Here is a 17,877-nt window from a genome sequence, read left to right on the forward strand (position 1 = left end):
GTTGCACTCACGACGGCGTCGGCGGCCTCTCCAGCAGCCGGGACAGCACGACGGTGGACACCGTCCGGTCGATAATTTCGAGTCCGCGCAGCCGTTCGAGGGCGGTTTCGAGGTGGTGGATGTCGGCGGCGCGCAGGTGCACGATCGCGTCCGCCGCGCCGGACACCGTGTACGCGGCGACGACCTCGGTCAGCGGTTCGAGCCGGGCGCGGATCCGGCCGGGCGTGACGTTGCCCTGGCAGTGCACCTCGACGAACGCCTCGGTCCCCCAGCCGAGTGCCTCCGGGTCGACGACCGCGGTGAAGCCGCGCAGCACGCCCGTTTCCAGCAGCCGGTCCACGCGTCGTTTCACCGCGGGCGCGGACAGCCCGACCACCTTGCCGATCTCCGCGTAGCTGGAGCGCGCGTTGGCCACCAGGCAGGAAACGATTCGCTGGTCGATGGTGTTCACACGCAATGTTTAGCACGTATATGCGCAGTGAACAGCGATTGATTGCGAGATTAGGTTCACCTTAGCCTGGTTGCATGCAGGGAGAGGTTGTGCCGCCGCGGGTGCCCACGCCCCGCCGTTACCTGATGTGCCCGCCGCGTTATTTCGCCGTCGACTACGCGATCAACCCCTGGATGGACCCCTCGAAGCCGGTCAGCGCGGACGTCGCCGTCGCGCAGTGGACCGAGCTGCGCGACACCTATCGCCGCCTCGGCCACACCGTCGAGGAGATCGACCCGCAACCCGGCCTTCCGGACATGGTGTTCGCGGCCAACTCGGGCACCGTCGTGGACGGGCGCGTGCTCGGCTCGCGGTTCCGCGCCCCGCAGCGCGCCGCCGAGGCGGAGCACTTCCGCCGCTGGTTCCTCGAACACGGCTACCGCGACCTGACCATGCCGGAGAAGATCAACGAGGCCGAGGGCGATTTCGCCTGGACCGGCCGGGTGCTGCTGGCCGGCACCGGCTTCCGCACCGACCCGGCCGCGCACGCCGAGGCGCAGGAGGTGCTCGGCGTCCCGGTCGTGTCGCTGCAGCTGATCGACCCGCGCTACTACCACCTGGACACCGCGCTGTTCGTGCTGGCCGAAGCGACCGACACGACGACCGCGCAGGTCGGCTACTACCCGGACGCGTTCTCGCCGGGCTCGCGGCGCGTGCTGCGCCGGATGTTCCCGGACGCCGTCCTCGCCACCGCGGCCGACGCCGAGTGCTTCGGGCTGAACGGGGTGTCCGACGGCCGCAATGTGGTGCTGCCGGTCGAGGCGACGGACCTTGGCGCGCGGCTTGCCGAGCGGGGTTACGAGCCGGTGTATGTGGACATCTCGGAGCTGCGGAAGGCCGGCGGCGGGCCGAAGTGCTGCACGCTGGAGATCCGGAAGTAAGCCGACGCGTACGGATCGATCTTGCGCACCGTGAGGTCGAGATTGGTGTGCGGGTACTCGGTGGCGGTACGGATGGGCCGGGTCGGCGGCTCGTTCGCGAGGGTGCCGGGCAGCCCGGCTACTTCAGTACCCGGCCGAGGAAGCCGTGCAAGTAGCCCGCGACGACGTCGAGATGGCTTTCCAGCAGGAAGTGGCCGCCGTCGATGAGGTGCACTTCGATGTCACCGGCGTCGCGGGCGAAGGCCTCCGCACCGGCCGGGCCGAAGATCTCGTCGCCCCGGCCCCACACAGCGAGCATCGGGACGTCGTGGGTGCGCAGGAATTCGTGCAGCCGCGGGTAAAGCGGGCGGTTGTTCTGGTAGTCGCGGAAGAGCGCGAGCTGGATTTCGTCGTTGCCGGGGCGGGAAACCCGGGCGTGGTCGTGCTCCCAGGTGTCCGGGCTGACCAGGCTCGGGTCGGGGACGCCGTGCAGGTACTGCCAGCGGATGGCGTCGTAGCTCAGTGCGGCGCGGACGGCCGGTTCGGTGTCCGGGCCGGGGTTCGCGCCGTAGGCCCAGAGGCCGGTCCAGAACGAGTCGACGAAGCCTTCCTCGTATCCGTTGCCGTTCTGCGTGACGATCGCGGAGATCCGGCCGGGGTGCTTGAGCGCGAGCCGCCAGGCGATCGGGGCGCCGTAGTCCTGGACGTAAACCGCGTAGCGGTCCAGGCCGAGCTGGTCGAGCAGGCCGGACGTGAGGTCGGCGAGTGCGTCGAAGGTGTAGTCGAACTCGTCGGCTGAAGGAGCGGCGGAGTGGCCGAAGCCCAGGTGGTCCGGCGCGATCACGCGGTAGCGGCCGGCCAGCAGCGGGATGAGATTCCGGAACATGAACGAGCTGGTCGGGTACCCGTGCAGCAGGACGATCGCGGGGGCGTCGGCGGGACCGGCTTCGCGGTAGAAGAGCTCGTGGCCGTCGACGGCGGTCGTCCGGTGCTGGATCATGACTAACCCCTTTGATGTTTTGATCTGGTTAGGTGCTCGCCATGGAAGCATGGCCGGGTTAACCTGTCAAAGGGTTCGATCTGGTTAGGAGCTTCGATGGACGTGCTCGACCTGCTCAACAGCAGGCCGCTGATCAACGGCGAGGAACGGGACGCGCTGGACAGGCCGTGGGCGCGGGAGCACGGCGGGGACGGAAGCGCCGCGGAGCTGGAGCTGCTGCGCCGGGCGCGAGATCTCCTGCGCGACGTCGTGCGCGGGGGCAGTTCGCCGGTCGTGTTGCGTCCGCTTCTCGACGGGGTGCGGCAGGTTCCGGGAGTATCCGCGGAAGGGCTGCACTGGTCAGTGGAGGCGCCGCCGCATGCTCGGTTGGCCGTCGAAGCGGTTTTGGACTGGGCGGCGCTCGAAAAGGACCTTCCTGGACGGTTGCGGGCCTGCGCCAACGACGAGTGCCAGCTGTTCCTGCTCGATCGCAGCCGGGCCAATCGCGCGCGCTGGTGTTCGATGGCGGCTTGCGGCAACCGGGAGAAGGCTCGGCGGCACTATCAACGGAATCATTGAATCTTCACCCAAACGTGTGAAGATAGCAGCTGTCTGCGAGTGTGGACGTATTCCGATTTTCCTGCGGGAGTGTTTAGTCTGGGCTGGAAATGCACTGTTGACCATGGGATAAGCGCCGGTAACTACTCCGTTTGCGAATCCGATTAATCGGGTACGGTACTTCGGACGGGAGGCGCGGATGATCACCTTTGCGGTGCACGGCATAGGGAAGCCCCAGCGGGCGCTCGATCCCGGCGAGGACGAGCGGTGGATCACCGTGGAGCAGTTCGACGCGCTCCTGGACGTCGTTTCGGGCAGCGGAGCGCAGCTCACGTTCGACGACGGGAACTCCTCAGATGTCGAGATCGCGTTGCCGCGGCTGGTCGAGCGCGGGCTTTACGCCGAGTTCTTCCCGTTGGCCGGCCGGGTCGGCGAGCGCGGGTACGTCGACCGAGGCGGGCTGCGGCAACTGGTGGACGCGGGGATGCACGTCGGGTCGCACGGCTGGGACCGGTTGGACTGGCGGCGGTTCGACGGTTCTTTCGCGGTGCGCCGGGAGCTGGACGAGGCGCCGCGGTTGCTGGAGCAGCTGAGCGGGACGCCGGTGCGGCGGTTTTCGCTGCCGGAGGGCCGATTCGACCGGCGGGTGCTGACGCATTTGCGCGAGGCCGGTGCGACGCGGGTGTACGCGAATGTCGGCGGCGTGCGCGGGGCGGCGCTGGTGCGGTCGCGGACGGAGATCCGGTCGGATCTGAACTCGCGATGGGCCGAGGCAGTGAGCCGCCGGCCGCGTCGATTCCCCGGACGCTGGGCGTCTCGGCCTGGGCGCTAACCCGCCCGCGGCCGGTCCGGGAAGGGCTCGTTCGCGGACTTGGATTCCGGCAGGGGCCCTCGATTCGGGTGAGTCTTCACGGACTGCTTGCTTCGGCGGGAAAAAACACCCTCTTGTGGCGGGTTGTGACCGCCTCCGTTCGGCGGCATCCTGAACGCGCGCCGCCGTAAGGAAAGTTTCCTAATAAACAGGGAGCGTCGATGCGGAAAGTCGTCCTGCTCGCGATTCTGGCGATAGCCGCCGCCGTCCTGCCCACCGCGATCGCTTCCGCGGCGACCACCGCGACGGAAGCGGTTCAGGCGGGCCCCACCGCGGACCAAATTCTCGCCAGGGTGGCGTCCTGCAAACAGATCTCCTCCGGCACATACAAAACCGACGAAGACTCCGGCAGCGCGACCGTCCCGGTCTGCGACGCGGGGAAGGCGGTCTTCTGGAAAGCCGACATGGACATCGACTGCGACGGCCAGCGCACCGCCGAGTGCAACGAGAACACCGACTGCTGTTTCCTCCCCGACACCGCCTTCCCGCAATCCGACGGGAAACCGCTCAATGCCGCCAAGCTGCCCTACCTCGTCGTCCCTGGTTCGAGCAGTATCTGGAACTACGAAAACTCCGGCCTTCGCGGCGGCGGTTCGTGCGCGGTGATCTACCACGGCAAGGTCGAGTACGCGGTCATCGGGGACACCGGGCCGAACAAGATCATCGGCGAGGCGTCGTATGCGACGGCCAAGGATCTCGGCATCAACCCGGACCCGAAGAATGGCGGAGCCGACTCCGGCGTCACCTACGTGTGCTTCAAGGACTCGGCGGTGAATCCGATCGAGGACCACGCCGCGGCCACGAGCACGGGTGAAAAGCTGGCCACTGCGTTCGTCGGCGGACACTGAATTTTTCGAAGCCTCGGAAGGCAATCACTGCCCTTTTCGGATAACCGTGGGCAAATTCCCCTGCCGATACGGCCGGATGGGGTAACCGCCGGGCCGGTGGGCGGCGCAGGGCGGGAATCCGGGTCAGGAACCGGGTTCCCGCCTTGTTATGCGGAACCGGTAACGAAGCCCGTCCGCGCTCCGACCAATGAGCAGCGAGCGGTCGGGCGGAGGTTTCGTTGTGAAGATCAGCGTCTTCGGGCTGGGGTACGTCGGGTGCGTGTCCGCGGCTTGCCTGGCGGGACAAGGCCACGAGGTCGTCGGAGTGGACGTCAATCCGGCGAAGGTGGATCTCGTGAGGGCCGGCAAGGCCCCGGTGGTCGAGGAACGGATCGGGGAGCTGACCGCGGAGGTGGTCGCGTCCGGTGCGTTGCGGGCGACCACCGAGGTGGCCGAAGCGATCCTCGCGACGGACGTTTCCCTGGTGTGCGTCGGTACGCCGTCCGCGCCCAACGGGAGTCTTTCCACCGAGTACCTGCAGCGCGTCGCCGAGGAGATCGGTGCTGCGTTAAAAGAACGAAAAGCATTGGGCGACAACGAGTCTCGGCACACTGTGGTGTTCCGGAGCACGATGCTGCCCGGCACCTGTCTCGGGTTGCTCGTGCCGATCTTGGAAAAGCACAGCGGCGGTACCGCGGGGGTCGACTTCGGTGTCGCGGTGAACCCGGAATTCCTGCGCGAGGGCACCAGCGTCCGCGACTTCTTCCAGCCGCCGAAAACGGTGATCGGCGAGTTCGATCCGGGCAGCGGCGACGTCGTGGCGAAGCTGTACCAGGGGCTGCCCGGCGACGTGTTCCGCGTGCCGATCCCGGTCGCGGAGATGACGAAGTACGCGGACAACGCTTTCCATGGCGTGAAGATCGGTTTCGCGAACGAACTCGGCGCGATCTGCCGTGCGCTCGGGCTCGATTCGCACCAGGTGATGGATGTGTTCCTGGCCGATCGCAAGCTCAACATCAGCCCGGCGTACCTGCGGCCCGGGTTCGCGTTCGGCGGCTCGTGCCTGCCGAAGGACCTGCGCGGGCTGGTCCACGCCGCGCGGCAGGCGGACGTCTCGGTGCCGTTGCTCGCCCACGTGCTGCCGTCGAATGCCGAACATCTCCACCGCGCCTTCGAACTGGTCGCGCGAACCGGGAAACGCAAGGTCGGGCTGTTCGGGCTGTCGTTCAAACCGGGCACCGACGACCTGCGCGAGAGTCCGCTGGTCGAACTCGCGGAACGGTTGCTCGGCAAGGGATACGACCTCAAGATCCACGACGCCAACGTCAGCCTGTCGCGGCTGATGGGGGCCAACCGCGAGTACATCGAAAGCCGCCTGCCGCACCTCGGCCAGCTGCTCGCCGGGTCGGTGCGGGAGGTGCTCGACCACGCCGAGGTGTGCTTGATCGGCACCTCGGACCCGGAGGTGCTGGCCGCTCTGCCGCACGGCAGCGGGCCGGTGCTGGTCGATCTGGTCCGCGTCCCGGACGCCGCGGCGCGCCGGGCGGAAGAGGGGTACGTCGGCCTTGCCTGGTGAAGGCTTTTCCGAAAACGAAATCCTGCGGAACCGGATCGTGCTGATTCTCGTGGAGAATCTGTCGGTGCCGTTCGACCGGCGCGTGTGGCAGGAATGCCAGACGCTGCGCGACGCCGGGATGACGGCGCACGTGATTTGCCCGCAGGGCACGAAACGGGACACCGAAGCCGAGGTCGTGCTCGACGGCGTGCATATCCACCGGTATCCGCTGCGGGCGGCGACCGGCGGGCCCGCCGGGTACGCGCGCGAGTACGGATCCGCGCTGTGGCACACGGTCCGGCTCGCCCGCAAGATCGGCCGGGTCGATGTCGTGCACGCCTGCAACCCGCCGGATCTGCTCTTTCTCGTCGCCCGGATGCTGCGAAGACGGGGCGCGAAGGTCATTTTCGATCAGCACGACCTGGTGCCGGAACTGTACTTGTCGCGCTTCGACCGCGGGCAGGATTTCCTTTACCGCGGAGTTTGTGCGTTGGAACGCTCCACGTATCGCGCCGCGGATGTCGTGCTCTCCACCAACGAGAGCTACCGGCAGGTCGCGCGGATCCGCGGCGGCAAGCGGCCCGAGGACGTGTTCGTGGTCCGCAGCGCGCCGGTCGTGGAGCGGTTCCACGAGGTGCCGGTGGAGCCGGAACTCAAGCGCGGCAAGCCGAATCTGCTGTGCTACCTCGGCGTGATGGGTCCGCAGGACGGCGTGGACTACGCTCTGCGCGCGCTCGCTTCCCTGCGCGACGAGGTGGGCCGCGACGACTGGCACGCGGTGTTCGTCGGCGCGGGCGACACGTTCGACGAGATGGTCGCCTTGTCGCATCGGCTCGGATTGTCCGGACAGGTGGAATTCACCGGCCGGGTGCCGGACGAGGATCTGCTGCGGTATTTGTCCGCGGCCGACGTGTGCCTTTCGCCGGATCCGCTCAACCCGCTCAACGACGTGTCGACGATGAACAAGGTCATGGAGTACATGGCCATGGGCAAACCGATGGTGTCGTTCGAATTGCGCGAGGCGCGGGTGTCGGCGGGCGAGGCGGCGCTGTACGCCCCGGCCAACGACGTCGCGGAGTTCGCGAAGCTCGTCGCCGTGCTTCTGGACGACCCGGAGCAGCGGGAACGCATGGGCGAGTGCGGCAAGCAGCGCGTGCGCGGACCGCTCGCCTGGGGCAATTCCCAGGCGGCGTTGATCAAGGCGTACGAGCGTGCGCTGGGTTGAGCTGGGTCGCGTTTCGAACAAGGTTCGGCCGGATGGTGTAACCAACCGGTGCGGTGCCGCGACGGGGTCAATGACCCGTGCGTCGGCCCGTGAGGGGAGACCTGGTTTTGAGTGACGAAACAATACGCCTCTCCGTCGCGGGGAAGGTCGTGCGACGGCGATGGCGAGCGTTGCTGCTGCTCGCGGTGGTCGGCGCGGGTGTCGGGGCCGGGGCTTCCGCCGTGTTGTCGCCGGGTTACGAGGCGCAGGCCAGTGTGTTGCTGCAGGGACCGCGGCAGCCGGACGAACTGCTGACCCAGGCGCAGGTGGCGACGAGTTCGGTCGTGCTGGACCGGGCGTCGGCGGCGCTGGGCCTCGGGATTCGCGGGACGGATTTGCAGAAATCGGTCGGCGCGTCCGTCGCGCAGGGCAATGTCGTGACGATTACCGCGAAAGGCTCCAGCCCGGAGCGCTCGCAGCAGCTGGCCGATCAGGTCGCGGGCGAGTTCGTGAAGTATTCGACGCAATTGCTCGGAAATTCCGCCGATCAGGCCGCGCAACTGGCGCAACAGCAGAAGGAAGCGCTGCGGCAGCAGATCACGCAGACCAACCAGCGGATCCTCGATCTGTCGAAGTCCGTGGAAACCGGCGACACCGTCGAGGGGGTGCAAGCCCGCACGACGTTGCAGGGCTTGCGGACGGCGCTGGAGCAGGCGGTCAACAACCTCAACGCGGCGGACGCGGCGACCGGCGCGGGCAACATGGTCGTGCTCGGCCCGTCCGAACGGCCGTCTTCGCCGTCCGCGCCGACCTTCCCGCAGTTGACAGTCGGCGGCGCGGTGTTGTTCTTCGTGCTCGGGATCCTGGCCTACCTGTTCGGCGCGAGGACCGACCGGAGGCCGCGCGCCGAAGGCGAAATCGGTGCCGCGCTCGGTGCTCCGGTGCTGGCGAGCATCGACATCCCGGCGGGCTCGGACGCACCGGCGAAGTGGTGGCGGAAGGCCGTCGGGAACGACCGGCCGTGGAATCTGCCGGAGGTGGCGGCATCGGCGGACGACGCGGCACGCGAGGTGCGGTACCGCCGCGTGCTCGCGCGGCTAGGCGCGGATCGTGACGGAGTGCTGCGGCTGCTGATTCTTGTTCCGCGCGGGGATGCCTCGGCGCGGAAGGTCGTGGAGCAGTTCGCTGACGCCGCGCGCGGCGACCGGATTCGGGTCGAGGTCGCGGTGACCGAAATCGAGGTGGTGCCCGGGGCGCAACCGATCGTGCCGGACGGAACGGCAGGTGTGCTCGTGGTGGTGTCGCTCGGCTCGCGCAACGCGTGGGAACTGGTTTCGATTTCGGAGGCTTGCTCGGACGCCGGGCACGAAATTCTCGGTGCCGTGCTGGCCCGGGAAGTCCATCTTGCGGGCGGGACGAAGCACCAGCCGGCCGCCAAGCAGCGCACCGACGAGCTGGCGGGTGCGCGATGAGCGCGGGACAGGTCCAGCCGCTGGTCGATCTTCAGCGGCTGGTGGTCGCGCTGCGGCGCAAGCGGCGGTTCTGGCTGACGACGGCGCTGGCCGGGCTGATTCTCGGCGGTGCGGTGGCGGTCTTCCTGCCCGCGCCGCCCACCGCGGTCACGAAGATCATGGTGATCCACCCGGACGATTCGCCGACCGACAGCGGCACGCTGATGCGCACCGACGTCGCCGTGCTGTCGACGGCGAACATGGCGGCGGCCGCGCTGAAGCGGATCAACAGCACCGAATCGCCGTCGGACTTCCTGAAGGATTACGCCGGGCTCGGGCTTACCAACAACGTCATGCAGGTGACGGTCAAGGCGAAGACGAAGGACGACGCAGTCGCGAAGGCCAAGGCGCTCGCGGACGCGTTCATCGCCGACCACACGCAGCGCACGCAAGCAGCCGCGACCGGCCGTTCGAAGGCGTTGCTGCAGCAGCGGGATCAGGCACAGGCGCAGCTGGCGGACATCGACAACCAGGCGGCGGCTGAGGTCGGGAAGGGACGCAACTCCAACGCGGGTGCACTGGAGCAGCTCTACACCCAGCGCGCGAACCTGGTGTCGAAGATCGCCGATCTGCAGAACCAGGCGCAGCAGGCCGGGATCGGGTCGCCGGAGGTCATCGCCGGGACGCAGATCGTCGACGCGCCGGCGATCGAGCCGGTGTCCAAGCTGAAGGCCTACGGCACGCCCGCCGGCGTCGGGCTGGCGTTGGGTCTCGCACTCGGGCTCGCGTTCGCCGCGGTGACCGCGTTGGTCCGGGACCGGCCGGTCTTGCGCCGCGAAATTTCGCAGCACCTCGGGGCTTCGGTGATCGCGCAGGTCGGCGTGAAGCCGATCGGCCCGGCGAAGCTGTGGCGGCGGTCGAAGGCGGTGACCGAGTCCAGCCGGGTCGCGCTCACGCTCGCGCGGGCGGCGCGGGAGGACCGGGCTTCGCTGTCGCTGCTGGAGATCGGCGCGGCCGCGACCGCGGCGGAGCTGGCGGTGGAACTCGGCCGGTCGCTGGCCGAGGACGGGCCGGTGGTGCTCGTGGACGACCTGCCGGGCAAGGACGTGTCGAAGCTGCCGGTGGAGGGGACCGTCCAGGTCGTCGAGGCCGGTGACCCCGCGGTGGCGCGGGCGGCGCGCCGGGTCGGGGTCGGCACGGCTGCCCCGGGCACGGCGTGGACCGACCTGTCGGCGCTCGGTGCGGAGACTGTGCTGGTGGTGCGCGCCGGGTTCGCGAACACGCAGTGGCTGCACACCGTCGCGCGGCAGCTCGCCGACTGCGGCGTGCCGATCCTCGGCGTGGTGCTGGTCGATCCGGATCCGACGGACCACACCGACGGCACGCTCTGGGACGGGCTGCACACGGCGTTGCGCGGGCGCGCGGCAGTGGTCGCGAGGAAACAGGACGAGGTGGTCGAGCTGGAGCTGCGCGACGAAACCAAGCCGATCGAGTGGCCGGTGAAGCCCGGCCGCCGGTTTCGCCCGCTCGACCGGACCCGTCCGCCGGTGGACCCGGACGCGCCGACGAGACGGCTCAAACCCGTTCAGGAAAGCTAGGGGGAACCAGGCGCATGTGCGGCATCGCGGGCGCGTACAGCTGGCCGGAGGGCGGCCCGCTCACCGACCGGCTCACCCAGTGCCTCGCGCACCGGGGCCCGGACGGCGACGGCCGCTACGACCACCGTGATGTCCACTTAGGACACCGGAGGCTGTCCATTGTGGACCTGTCGGAAACGGGCGCGCAGCCGATGACAGCCGAGGGTATCGCCCTGACCTACAACGGCGAGCTGTACAACGCGCCGGAGCTGCGGGCCGAACTCGAAGCCGCCGGGGTCCGGTTCCGCGGCACCTCCGACACCGAGGTGCTGCTGCGGGCCTGGCGGGAATGGGGCACGGACTGCCTGCCGCGGCTGCGCGGAATGTTCGCCTTCGCGGTGTACGACGAACGCACCGGTGAGCTGGTCCTCGTGCGGGACCAGCTGGGCATCAAGCCGTTGTTCTTCGTGCGGCGCGGAGGCGGGGTCGTGTTCGCGTCGGAGCTGAAAGCGCTGGCTCGCGAACTCGGCGACACCCTGAACGTCGATCAGGCGGCGATGATCGCGTCGCTGCTGTACTACTGGGTCCCCGACAGCCGTTGTGCCTACCGCGAGGCGGAAAAACTGCCGCCAGGCACGTGGCTGCGGTTCCGGCCGGACGGCAGCACGGACGCCGGGACTTACTGGTCGCTCCGCGAGGTCGCCGAGGAAGGCGCGGCGTATCGCGGCGAGGTCGACCTGCACGCGGTCGTCGAGGAATCCACTCGCAAGCACCTGCTGTCCGACGTCCCGGTGGCGACCTTCCTCTCCGGCGGTCTCGACTCCAGCTACCTCACCGCGCTGGCCGCGCGCGAGCAACCGGGAATTTCGGCTTACACGATCGGTTTCCGTCCCGAGGACGCGAAATTCGAGGCAATGCCGGACGATCTCCGTTACGCGCGGATCGTGGCCCGCCAGTTCGGCGTGGACCTGCACGAGATCGAGATCGCGCCGGACGTGCAGGATCTGCTGCCGCGGATGACGCACCACCTGGACGAACCGATCGGCGACCCGGCGGCGATCAACTCGTACCTGATCTGCACGGCGGCCCGCGAGGCCGGCGTGAAGGTGCTGCTGTCCGGGATGGGCGCGGACGAACTGTTCGCCGGGTACCGCAAGCATGTGGCGAATCTGCTGGCGTTGCGCTACCGACGGGTGCCCGGGGTGGCTCGCCGGGCGATCGGGGCGGCGGTCGGCCGGCTGCCGGTCGCGTCGTCCACCCGCGGCTACCGGTCGGTGCGGTTCGCGAAGCGGTTCCTGTCCTTCGCGGACCTTCCGGAGGAAACGGCGTTCCGGCGCAGCTACACCATGTACGACCGGGCCGAACTGCTCGACCTGGTCTCACCGGATCTTCAGTCCGAAGTGGATGATGTGCTCACCGAGCACGCCGACATCTACTACGACACGAAACTGACCGACCAGGTGAACCGGATGTGTCTCGCCGACGCGCGGATGTTCCTGCCCGGCTTGAATCTCACCTACACCGATCGGTCCACCATGGCCGCTTCCACCGAGGTGCGAACGCCCTTTGTGGACGTCGAGGTGGTCCGGGCGGCGTTCCAGGTTCCTGGCCGGGAGAAGATCGCCGGCCGCCAAGGCAAGGTGGCGTTGAAGAAGGCGGCCACGGCGATCCTGCCCGATGAAATCGTGTACCGGCCGAAGGGCTTGTTCAGCGCGCCGCTGCGGGCGTGGATGAGCCGGGACCTCGCGCCGCTGGTGCGGGAGGTCATCGAAGACGGCGTACTGGTCGAGTCCGGATTCCTGCAGCGCGACGCCCTGCGCAGGCTGGTGGCCGAGGACGCCGCCGGGCGCGAGGACCGCGCGAAACATCTTTGGCACGTGCTGACCCTTGAGTACTGGTACCGCGGGGCCCTCCGCGGCGAGCGGCTAGGAGTCCAGTGAAACAGGTAGTGCAGAACTACAAGAGCGGCGAACTGGCCCTGCTCGACGTCCCGGTGCCGGCGTGCAAGCCGGGCGGTGTGCTGGTCCGCAGCCAGTACTCGCTGATCTCGACCGGCACCGAGATGATGAAGGTTTCCGAGGCTGGGATGTCGCTGCTGGGCAAGGCCCGGTCACGGCCGGACCAGGTCGCGAAGGTCATGCAGAGCGTCGCGACCAACGGGCTCGCCGCGACTTATCGCAAGGTGTCCGGGAAGCTCGATTCCTATACGCCGCTAGGGTATTCACTGTGCGGTGTGGTCGAGCAGGTCGGCGAGGGCATCGACGACGTCGTGGTCGGCGATCTCGTGGCGTGCGCCGGGAATGAGCATGCGCTGCACAGCGAGCTGAACTGGGTGCCGAAGAACCTGTACGCGAAAGTGCCGGCCGGGCTTTCGCCGCGGCAGGCGGCGTTCGCGACGGTCGGCGCGATCGCGATGCAGGGCGTCCGGCGCGGCGAACCGCAGCTCGGTGACCTCACGCTGGTGATCGGGCTCGGCCTGATCGGACAGCTGGTCGTGCAACTGCTGGTGGCGAATGGCGCGCGGGTCGTCGGCGTGGACCCGGATGCGCAGCGCTGCGAACTCGCGCGGGAACTGGGCGCGCTCGCCTGCGGGCATCCGGCGTCCGGGGAGATCGACCAGGCAGTGGCCGAGCTGTCCGGCGGACACGGCGTCGACCAGGTGTATCTCGCCGCGGGCGGGGCGTCGAACGATCCGGTGGAGCTGGCCGCGCGGCTCGCGCGCGACCGCGGCCGGGTGGTGGACATCGGCAAGATCTCGCTGAACCTGCCGTGGAACGCCTACTACGAAAAGGAACTCGACGTCCGGTTCTCCCGGTCCTACGGGCCCGGCCGGTACGACCCGGCCTACGAGCTGGCGGGCCGCGACTATCCGATCGGCTACGTGCGCTGGACGGAACGGCGCAACCTCGAATGCTTCCTCGACCTGGCCGCACGGGGCAGGCTCGACGTGACGCCGCTGATCAGCCACACCGCGGACTTCGCGAGAGCGGTCGAGACCTACCGGGCGCTCAACGAGGGCGAGCTGAAGGCGGTCGCGGTGCTGTTCCGCTACCCGGACGCGCCGCCCGCCGAGGACGAAAGCGTGGTTTCCGCGGTGCCGGCGGCGGCAGCGGTGGAAACCCGGCCGAACCCGTTGCGGGACTTGCGGATCGGGTTCATCGGCGCGGGCAACTACGCGTCGTCGATGATCCTCCCGCACCTGGCCGGGGACGAGCGCGTGCTGCTGACTGACGTCGTCACCACGTCGGCGCTGTCCGGAGCCAACGCCAAGCGCAAGTTCGGGTTCGTCTCGGCGAGCACCGACGTCGCCGCGCTGCTGGAGGATGACCAGCTCAGCACGGTCTTTGTGGTGACCCGGCACAGCTCGCACGCCGAGCTGACGCGGCGCGCGCTGCTGGCGGGCAAGGCGGTCTTCGTGGAGAAGCCGCTCGCGTTGTCGGAGAAGGAATTGCGCGGCGTCGTGGACGCGGTGGCGGAATCGGGCAACAACCGGTTGCAGGTCGGGTTCAACCGCCGGTTCGCGCCGCTGCTGGTCGAGGCGAAGAACCAGTTCGGCCCGCGCGTCGGCCCGGCTTCGGTGCGGTACCTGGTCAACGCGGGCAGGCTGGACGCGAACAGCTGGTACAACCAGGCCGATTCCGAGGGCAGCCGGTTCGTCGGCGAGGGCGGGCACTTCATCGACACGGTCAGCTGGTTCCTCGGCAGCGACCCGGTTTCGGTCTACGCCACCGGCACCCCGGGCAACCACGACCTCCAGGTGCTGCTGCGCTACGCCGACGGCTCCACCGCGGCGATCAGCTACCTCACCAGCGGCAGCACCTCGTTTCCCAAGGAAACGCTGGAAGTGCTCGCCGACGGCAAGGTGCTGAAATTCGACGATTTCGTCCGCGCCTCGGTGTACGGGCCCAAGCGCTGGACCAGCTCGCGGCTGCCGAAGGCCCGCGACAAGGGTCAGCGGGCCGAACTGGACGCGTTCATCACCGCGTTGAAGACCGGCGTCGCGATGCCGATCAGCCTCGACTCGCTCGTCTCCACGACGCTGGCGACGCTCGCCGTGCACCGCAGCCTCGAAACCGGTGCGCCGGTGCGGTTGGAGCGGTGATGGACCCGTCCTGGTACCTGCGCCGGCTGTCCGCGATGGGTCCGGCGGAGATCGTCGGCCGCGTCGGGGACGTCGTGCGCAAACAGTGGTGGCGCGGCGAACCCCAGCGGCAGCCGGTCTGGTCCGCGACCCGGACGTTCCCGGCCTGGCCCGCCGAGCCGGAGGCGCCAGCGACCGGACGGGACCGGCTGGTCGCGGCGGCGGACCGGCTGATGGACGGGCACGCCGAGTACTTCGGGGTGGCGCGGGACGATCTGGTCGCGCCGGACTGGGCGTTCGATCCGAAGACCGGCCGTCGCGCGCCGGGGGACCGGTACTCGTTCGAGATCCCGTACCGGGACGAGAACGCGATCGGCGACATCAAGCAGATCTGGGAACCTTCGCGGCATCAGCACCTGACCGTGCTGGCCGCGGCGTACCGGATGACCGGCGACGACCGCTACGCGCACCGCGTGGCCGACCAGCTGAAGTCCTGGTGGGCGGCCAACCCGCCGATGCGCGGCGTGCACTGGCTGAGCGGGATCGAGCTGGGGATCCGGCTGCTGTCGTGGGTGTGGGCGCGGCGGTTGCTGGACGGCTGGTCCGGTGCGCCCGGGCTGTTCGAGGACAATCCCGAAGCGCTGCGGCAGATCTGGCACCACCAGCGGTGGCTGGCGGCGTTCCCGAGCCGGGGCACTTCGGCCAACAACCACGTGCTGGCCGAAGCAGCCGGACAGCTGGCGGCGTCGTGCGCGTTCGACTGGTACCCGGAGTCTTCCCAGTGGCGATCGGACGCGATCCGCTCGCTGGACTTTCATCTGCGGGCCAACACCTTCACCTCCGGCCTGAACCGCGAGCTGGCCACCGAGTACCACGGGCTCGTGCTGGAGCTGGGCCTCGCCGCCGCGCTGGAAGCCGGTCCACGGCTGCCGCGTTCGACCTGGCTGGAACTGCGCGCGATGTGCGACGCGCTCGCCGCCATTGTGGACTGTTCCGGTCGGCCGCCGCGGCAAGGCGACGCCGACGACGGGTACGGCCTGATCGTGGACGGACCGGATACCGACCGCTGGCATTCGCTGCTGGCCACCGGCGACGCGCTGTTCGGCCGCGAGGAATGGTGGCCGAAGCTGCCCGCCGACGACGTGCGCACCGCGTTGTTCGCGGCCTTGCGCTCCCGGGTGCCCCAGCTCGACAACGCCCGTCAGCAACCGGTTTTCGCCGACGCGGGCATGACGATCCTGCGCAGCGACAACGGCCCGGAGATCTGGTGCCGCTGCGACAGCGGCCCGCACGGCTTCCTCGCCATCGCGGCGCACGCGCACGCCGACGCGTTGTCCATCGAGGTCCGGCACGACGGCGTCGACCTCCTCGCCGACCCGGGAACGTACTGCTACCACGGCGAACCCGAGTGGCGCGCGTACTTCCGCTCCACGCTCGGCCACAACACGCTGCAACTCGGCGGAGTCGACCAATCGACTTCCGGCGGGCCGTTCCTGTGGACCCGGCACGCGCAGTCGCGCACTCTCGCCGCAACGCCGGCCCAGTGGCAGGCCGAGCACGACGGGTACGCCCCGGCACTGCACCGCCGTAGCGTCGAGCTGTCCGGCCGGACGCTGACCGTGGTCGACGAGGTGACCGGCGGTGGTTCCGCCAAACTCGCCTTCCACCTCGGCCCGCTGCTGGATGCCGAGCTGGACGGAAACACCGCGCGGCTCACCTGGCCCGGCCGTACCGCGACGATGGAGCTTCCGCCGCAGCTCGCCTGGACCGCGCACCGAGGCGAGGCGAATCCGCCGCTGGGCTGGTACTCGCCCGGCTTCGGCCGTCGCGAACCGGCCACCACGCTTGTCGGCTCCGGTCCGGTCACCGGGCCGCTGACCACCGTGCTCCGCCTGCCCTGATGCCGAGAGGATCCACCGTGCGAAGGACTTTGCTGCTGGGGGTGCTGCTCCCGCTCGCGCTGGCTTCGTGCAGCTCGTCCGGGGCCGTGCCCGCTCCGGCCGCCGGATCGACTTCGCCGCAGGGGCCGGTCGCCGCGGTCTGCGACCACCTGCCGCCGGGTCCGGCGACCGCGCCCGCCGGGGCCGTCCGGGTGGATCCGGCGGTAGTGGACGATCTGTCGGCGAAAACGAAGAACTCCCCGGCCGGTACGACGTTCTGGCTCGCTCCCGGCACGCACCGGCTCAGCGACGACGAGTACGCCCAGGTGCGGCCCAAGGACGGGGACGTCTACCTCGGCGCTGCGGGCGCGGTGTTCGACGGGCGCGAGAAGAACCGGTACGCCTTCGCCGGCCCGGCCAAGGACGTCCGGCTCGCCTCGTTCACCGTGCAGGGCTTCACCGCGCCGCGCGACGAGGGCGTGGTCAACCACGATTCGGCCCCCGGCTGGGTCATCCAGCACCTGACCGTGCAGGACAACGACGGGGCCGGGCTGATGGCCGGGCCGAAGCAGCAGATCCTCGACAGCTGCCTGCGGCGCAACGGCCAGTACGGCCTGAACGCCTACTCCGGCTCCGCGGTGGTGACCGGGCTGGTGCTGCGCGGCACCGAGGTCACCGGCAACAACACCGCGAACTGGGAGGCCAAGGTCCCGGAGTGCGGCTGCACCGGCGGCATGAAGTTCTGGGCGGTGGACGGCGCGGACGTCGTCGGCAACTGGATCCACGACAACCGCGGCACCGGGCTGTGGGCCGACACGAACAACAACGATTTCCTGATCGAGGGCAACCTGATCGAGAACAACGACAGCGCCGCGATCATTTACGAGACCAGTTACAACGCGATCATCCGCGACAACACGTTCCGCCGCAACAATCTGCCCGACGGCCGTGCGCACGCCGACCGGGGCGACCCGTTCCCGTCCGCGACGATCTACATTTCCGAGTCCGGCGGCGAACCGAGGTTGAAGGCCCGCACGAGCAACCTGGACATTTCCGGAAACCTGCTGCAGGACAACTGGAACGGTGTCATCCTGTGGGAGAACGCCGACCGGTTCTGCAACAGCCCGGCCAACACCTCCAGCGGCTCGTGCACGAAACTCGTGCCGAATGTCAGCACCTGTTCCGCGCCGGCGATCGCGAAGAAACCGCTGTACGGCGACTGCCGGTGGAAGACCCAGCGGGTCGTGGTGCAGCACAACCAGTTCACGCTCAACTCGAAGGCGCTCGGCTGCGAAGAAGTGTGCGGCCGGATGGGCGTGCTGTCGAATTTCGGCAGTTACCCGGACTGGTCGCCCTACCAGGGTGCGGTGATCCAGCAGGCGATCACGTTCCAGCAGGACAATTCCTGGCGCGACAATGCTTACGCCGGGCCGTGGTCGTTCGTCGCCAAGGAAATGAGCAACATCATCGGCATCGGCGAATGGCAGAGCGCGCCGTACCACCAGGACGCGAATTCGAGCTACAAGCCGAACGGGGGTGGCTGA

At 68.9% G+C, this 17,877-nt stretch carries 14 protein-coding genes; 12 read left to right on the forward strand and 2 right to left on the reverse strand.

From position 1 onward, the window contains the following. Nucleotides 1-7 precede the first annotated feature (7 nt). Nucleotides 8-451 carry an Lrp/AsnC family transcriptional regulator gene (locus A4R44_RS34630; protein ID WP_037712217.1) on the reverse strand — a complete coding sequence of 148 codons (444 nt, stop codon included), beginning with the start codon at nt 449-451 and terminating at the stop codon, nt 8-10. A 74-nt stretch (nt 452-525) separates the two neighbouring features. Between A4R44_RS34630 and ddaH the strand changes: the two genes are divergently transcribed. After that, on the forward strand, nt 526-1,371 hold the full coding sequence (ddaH, locus tag A4R44_RS34635) for a dimethylargininase (RefSeq protein ID WP_093571911.1): 846 nt from the start codon (nt 526-528) through the stop codon (nt 1,369-1,371). A gap of 118 nt (nt 1,372-1,489) precedes the next feature. Here ddaH and A4R44_RS34640 read toward each other — a convergent pair whose 3' ends face one another. Beyond that, nucleotides 1,490-2,350 (reverse strand): alpha/beta fold hydrolase, encoded by an 861-nt coding sequence (locus A4R44_RS34640; protein WP_067590218.1) that lies wholly within the window; start codon nt 2,348-2,350, stop codon nt 1,490-1,492. A 96-nt stretch (nt 2,351-2,446) separates the two neighbouring features. On the opposite strand from A4R44_RS34640, the gene A4R44_RS34645 reads away from it, so the two are divergent. From A4R44_RS34645 to A4R44_RS34695, 11 genes are all read left to right on the forward strand, one after another. After that, nucleotides 2,447-2,908, forward strand: a complete 462-nt coding sequence (locus A4R44_RS34645; protein ID WP_067590221.1) for a CGNR zinc finger domain-containing protein — start codon at nt 2,447-2,449, stop codon at nt 2,906-2,908. 178 nt (nt 2,909-3,086) lie between these two features. Then, nucleotides 3,087-3,719, forward strand: coding sequence for a polysaccharide deacetylase family protein (locus tag A4R44_RS34650; RefSeq protein ID WP_067590224.1), 633 nt, complete (start codon nt 3,087-3,089; stop codon nt 3,717-3,719). Between the two features lie 200 nt (nt 3,720-3,919). Continuing rightward, nucleotides 3,920-4,606, forward strand: a complete 687-nt coding sequence (locus tag A4R44_RS34655) for a glycoside hydrolase family 75 protein (RefSeq protein ID WP_067590227.1) — start codon at nt 3,920-3,922, stop codon at nt 4,604-4,606. A gap of 220 nt (nt 4,607-4,826) precedes the next feature. Continuing rightward, on the forward strand, nt 4,827-6,161 hold the full coding sequence (locus A4R44_RS34660; protein ID WP_067590334.1) for a nucleotide sugar dehydrogenase: 1,335 nt from the start codon (nt 4,827-4,829) through the stop codon (nt 6,159-6,161). A gap of 37 nt (nt 6,162-6,198) precedes the next feature. Further along, a complete protein-coding gene (locus tag A4R44_RS34665; protein ID WP_232791904.1) occupies nt 6,199-7,365 on the forward strand; it encodes a glycosyltransferase family 4 protein in 1,167 nt (388 codons plus the stop codon). Between the two features lie 107 nt (nt 7,366-7,472). Next, the gene (locus A4R44_RS34670; protein ID WP_067590230.1) at nt 7,473-8,816 is read left to right on the forward strand and encodes an exopolysaccharide biosynthesis protein; all 1,344 of its coding nucleotides are present in this window, start codon (nt 7,473-7,475) and stop codon (nt 8,814-8,816) included. Next, on the forward strand, nt 8,813-10,393 hold the full coding sequence (locus A4R44_RS34675; protein WP_067590233.1) for a Wzz/FepE/Etk N-terminal domain-containing protein: 1,581 nt from the start codon (nt 8,813-8,815) through the stop codon (nt 10,391-10,393). The genes A4R44_RS34670 and A4R44_RS34675 overlap by 4 nt, the downstream gene beginning before the upstream one ends. 14 nt (nt 10,394-10,407) lie before the next feature. Then, the gene (gene asnB, locus A4R44_RS34680) at nt 10,408-12,312 is read left to right on the forward strand and encodes an asparagine synthase (glutamine-hydrolyzing) (protein ID WP_067590236.1); all 1,905 of its coding nucleotides are present in this window, start codon (nt 10,408-10,410) and stop codon (nt 12,310-12,312) included. After that, nucleotides 12,309-14,474 carry a bi-domain-containing oxidoreductase gene (locus A4R44_RS34685; protein ID WP_067590239.1) on the forward strand — a complete coding sequence of 722 codons (2,166 nt, stop codon included), beginning with the start codon at nt 12,309-12,311 and terminating at the stop codon, nt 14,472-14,474. The genes asnB and A4R44_RS34685 overlap by 4 nt, the downstream gene beginning before the upstream one ends. After that, a complete protein-coding gene (locus A4R44_RS34690; protein ID WP_067590242.1) occupies nt 14,474-16,354 on the forward strand; it encodes an alginate lyase family protein in 1,881 nt (626 codons plus the stop codon). Before A4R44_RS34685 ends, A4R44_RS34690 begins: the two co-directional genes overlap by 1 nt. Further along, complete coding sequence (locus A4R44_RS34695) at nt 16,354-17,877, forward strand: right-handed parallel beta-helix repeat-containing protein (RefSeq protein ID WP_067590245.1); 1,524 nt, start codon at nt 16,354-16,356, stop codon at nt 17,875-17,877. The genes A4R44_RS34690 and A4R44_RS34695 overlap by 1 nt, the downstream gene beginning before the upstream one ends.

It is taken from the genome of Amycolatopsis sp. M39, assembly GCF_001651785.1.
In the GTDB taxonomy this organism is placed as follows: Bacteria; Actinomycetota; Actinomycetes; order Mycobacteriales; family Pseudonocardiaceae; genus Amycolatopsis; species Amycolatopsis rubida.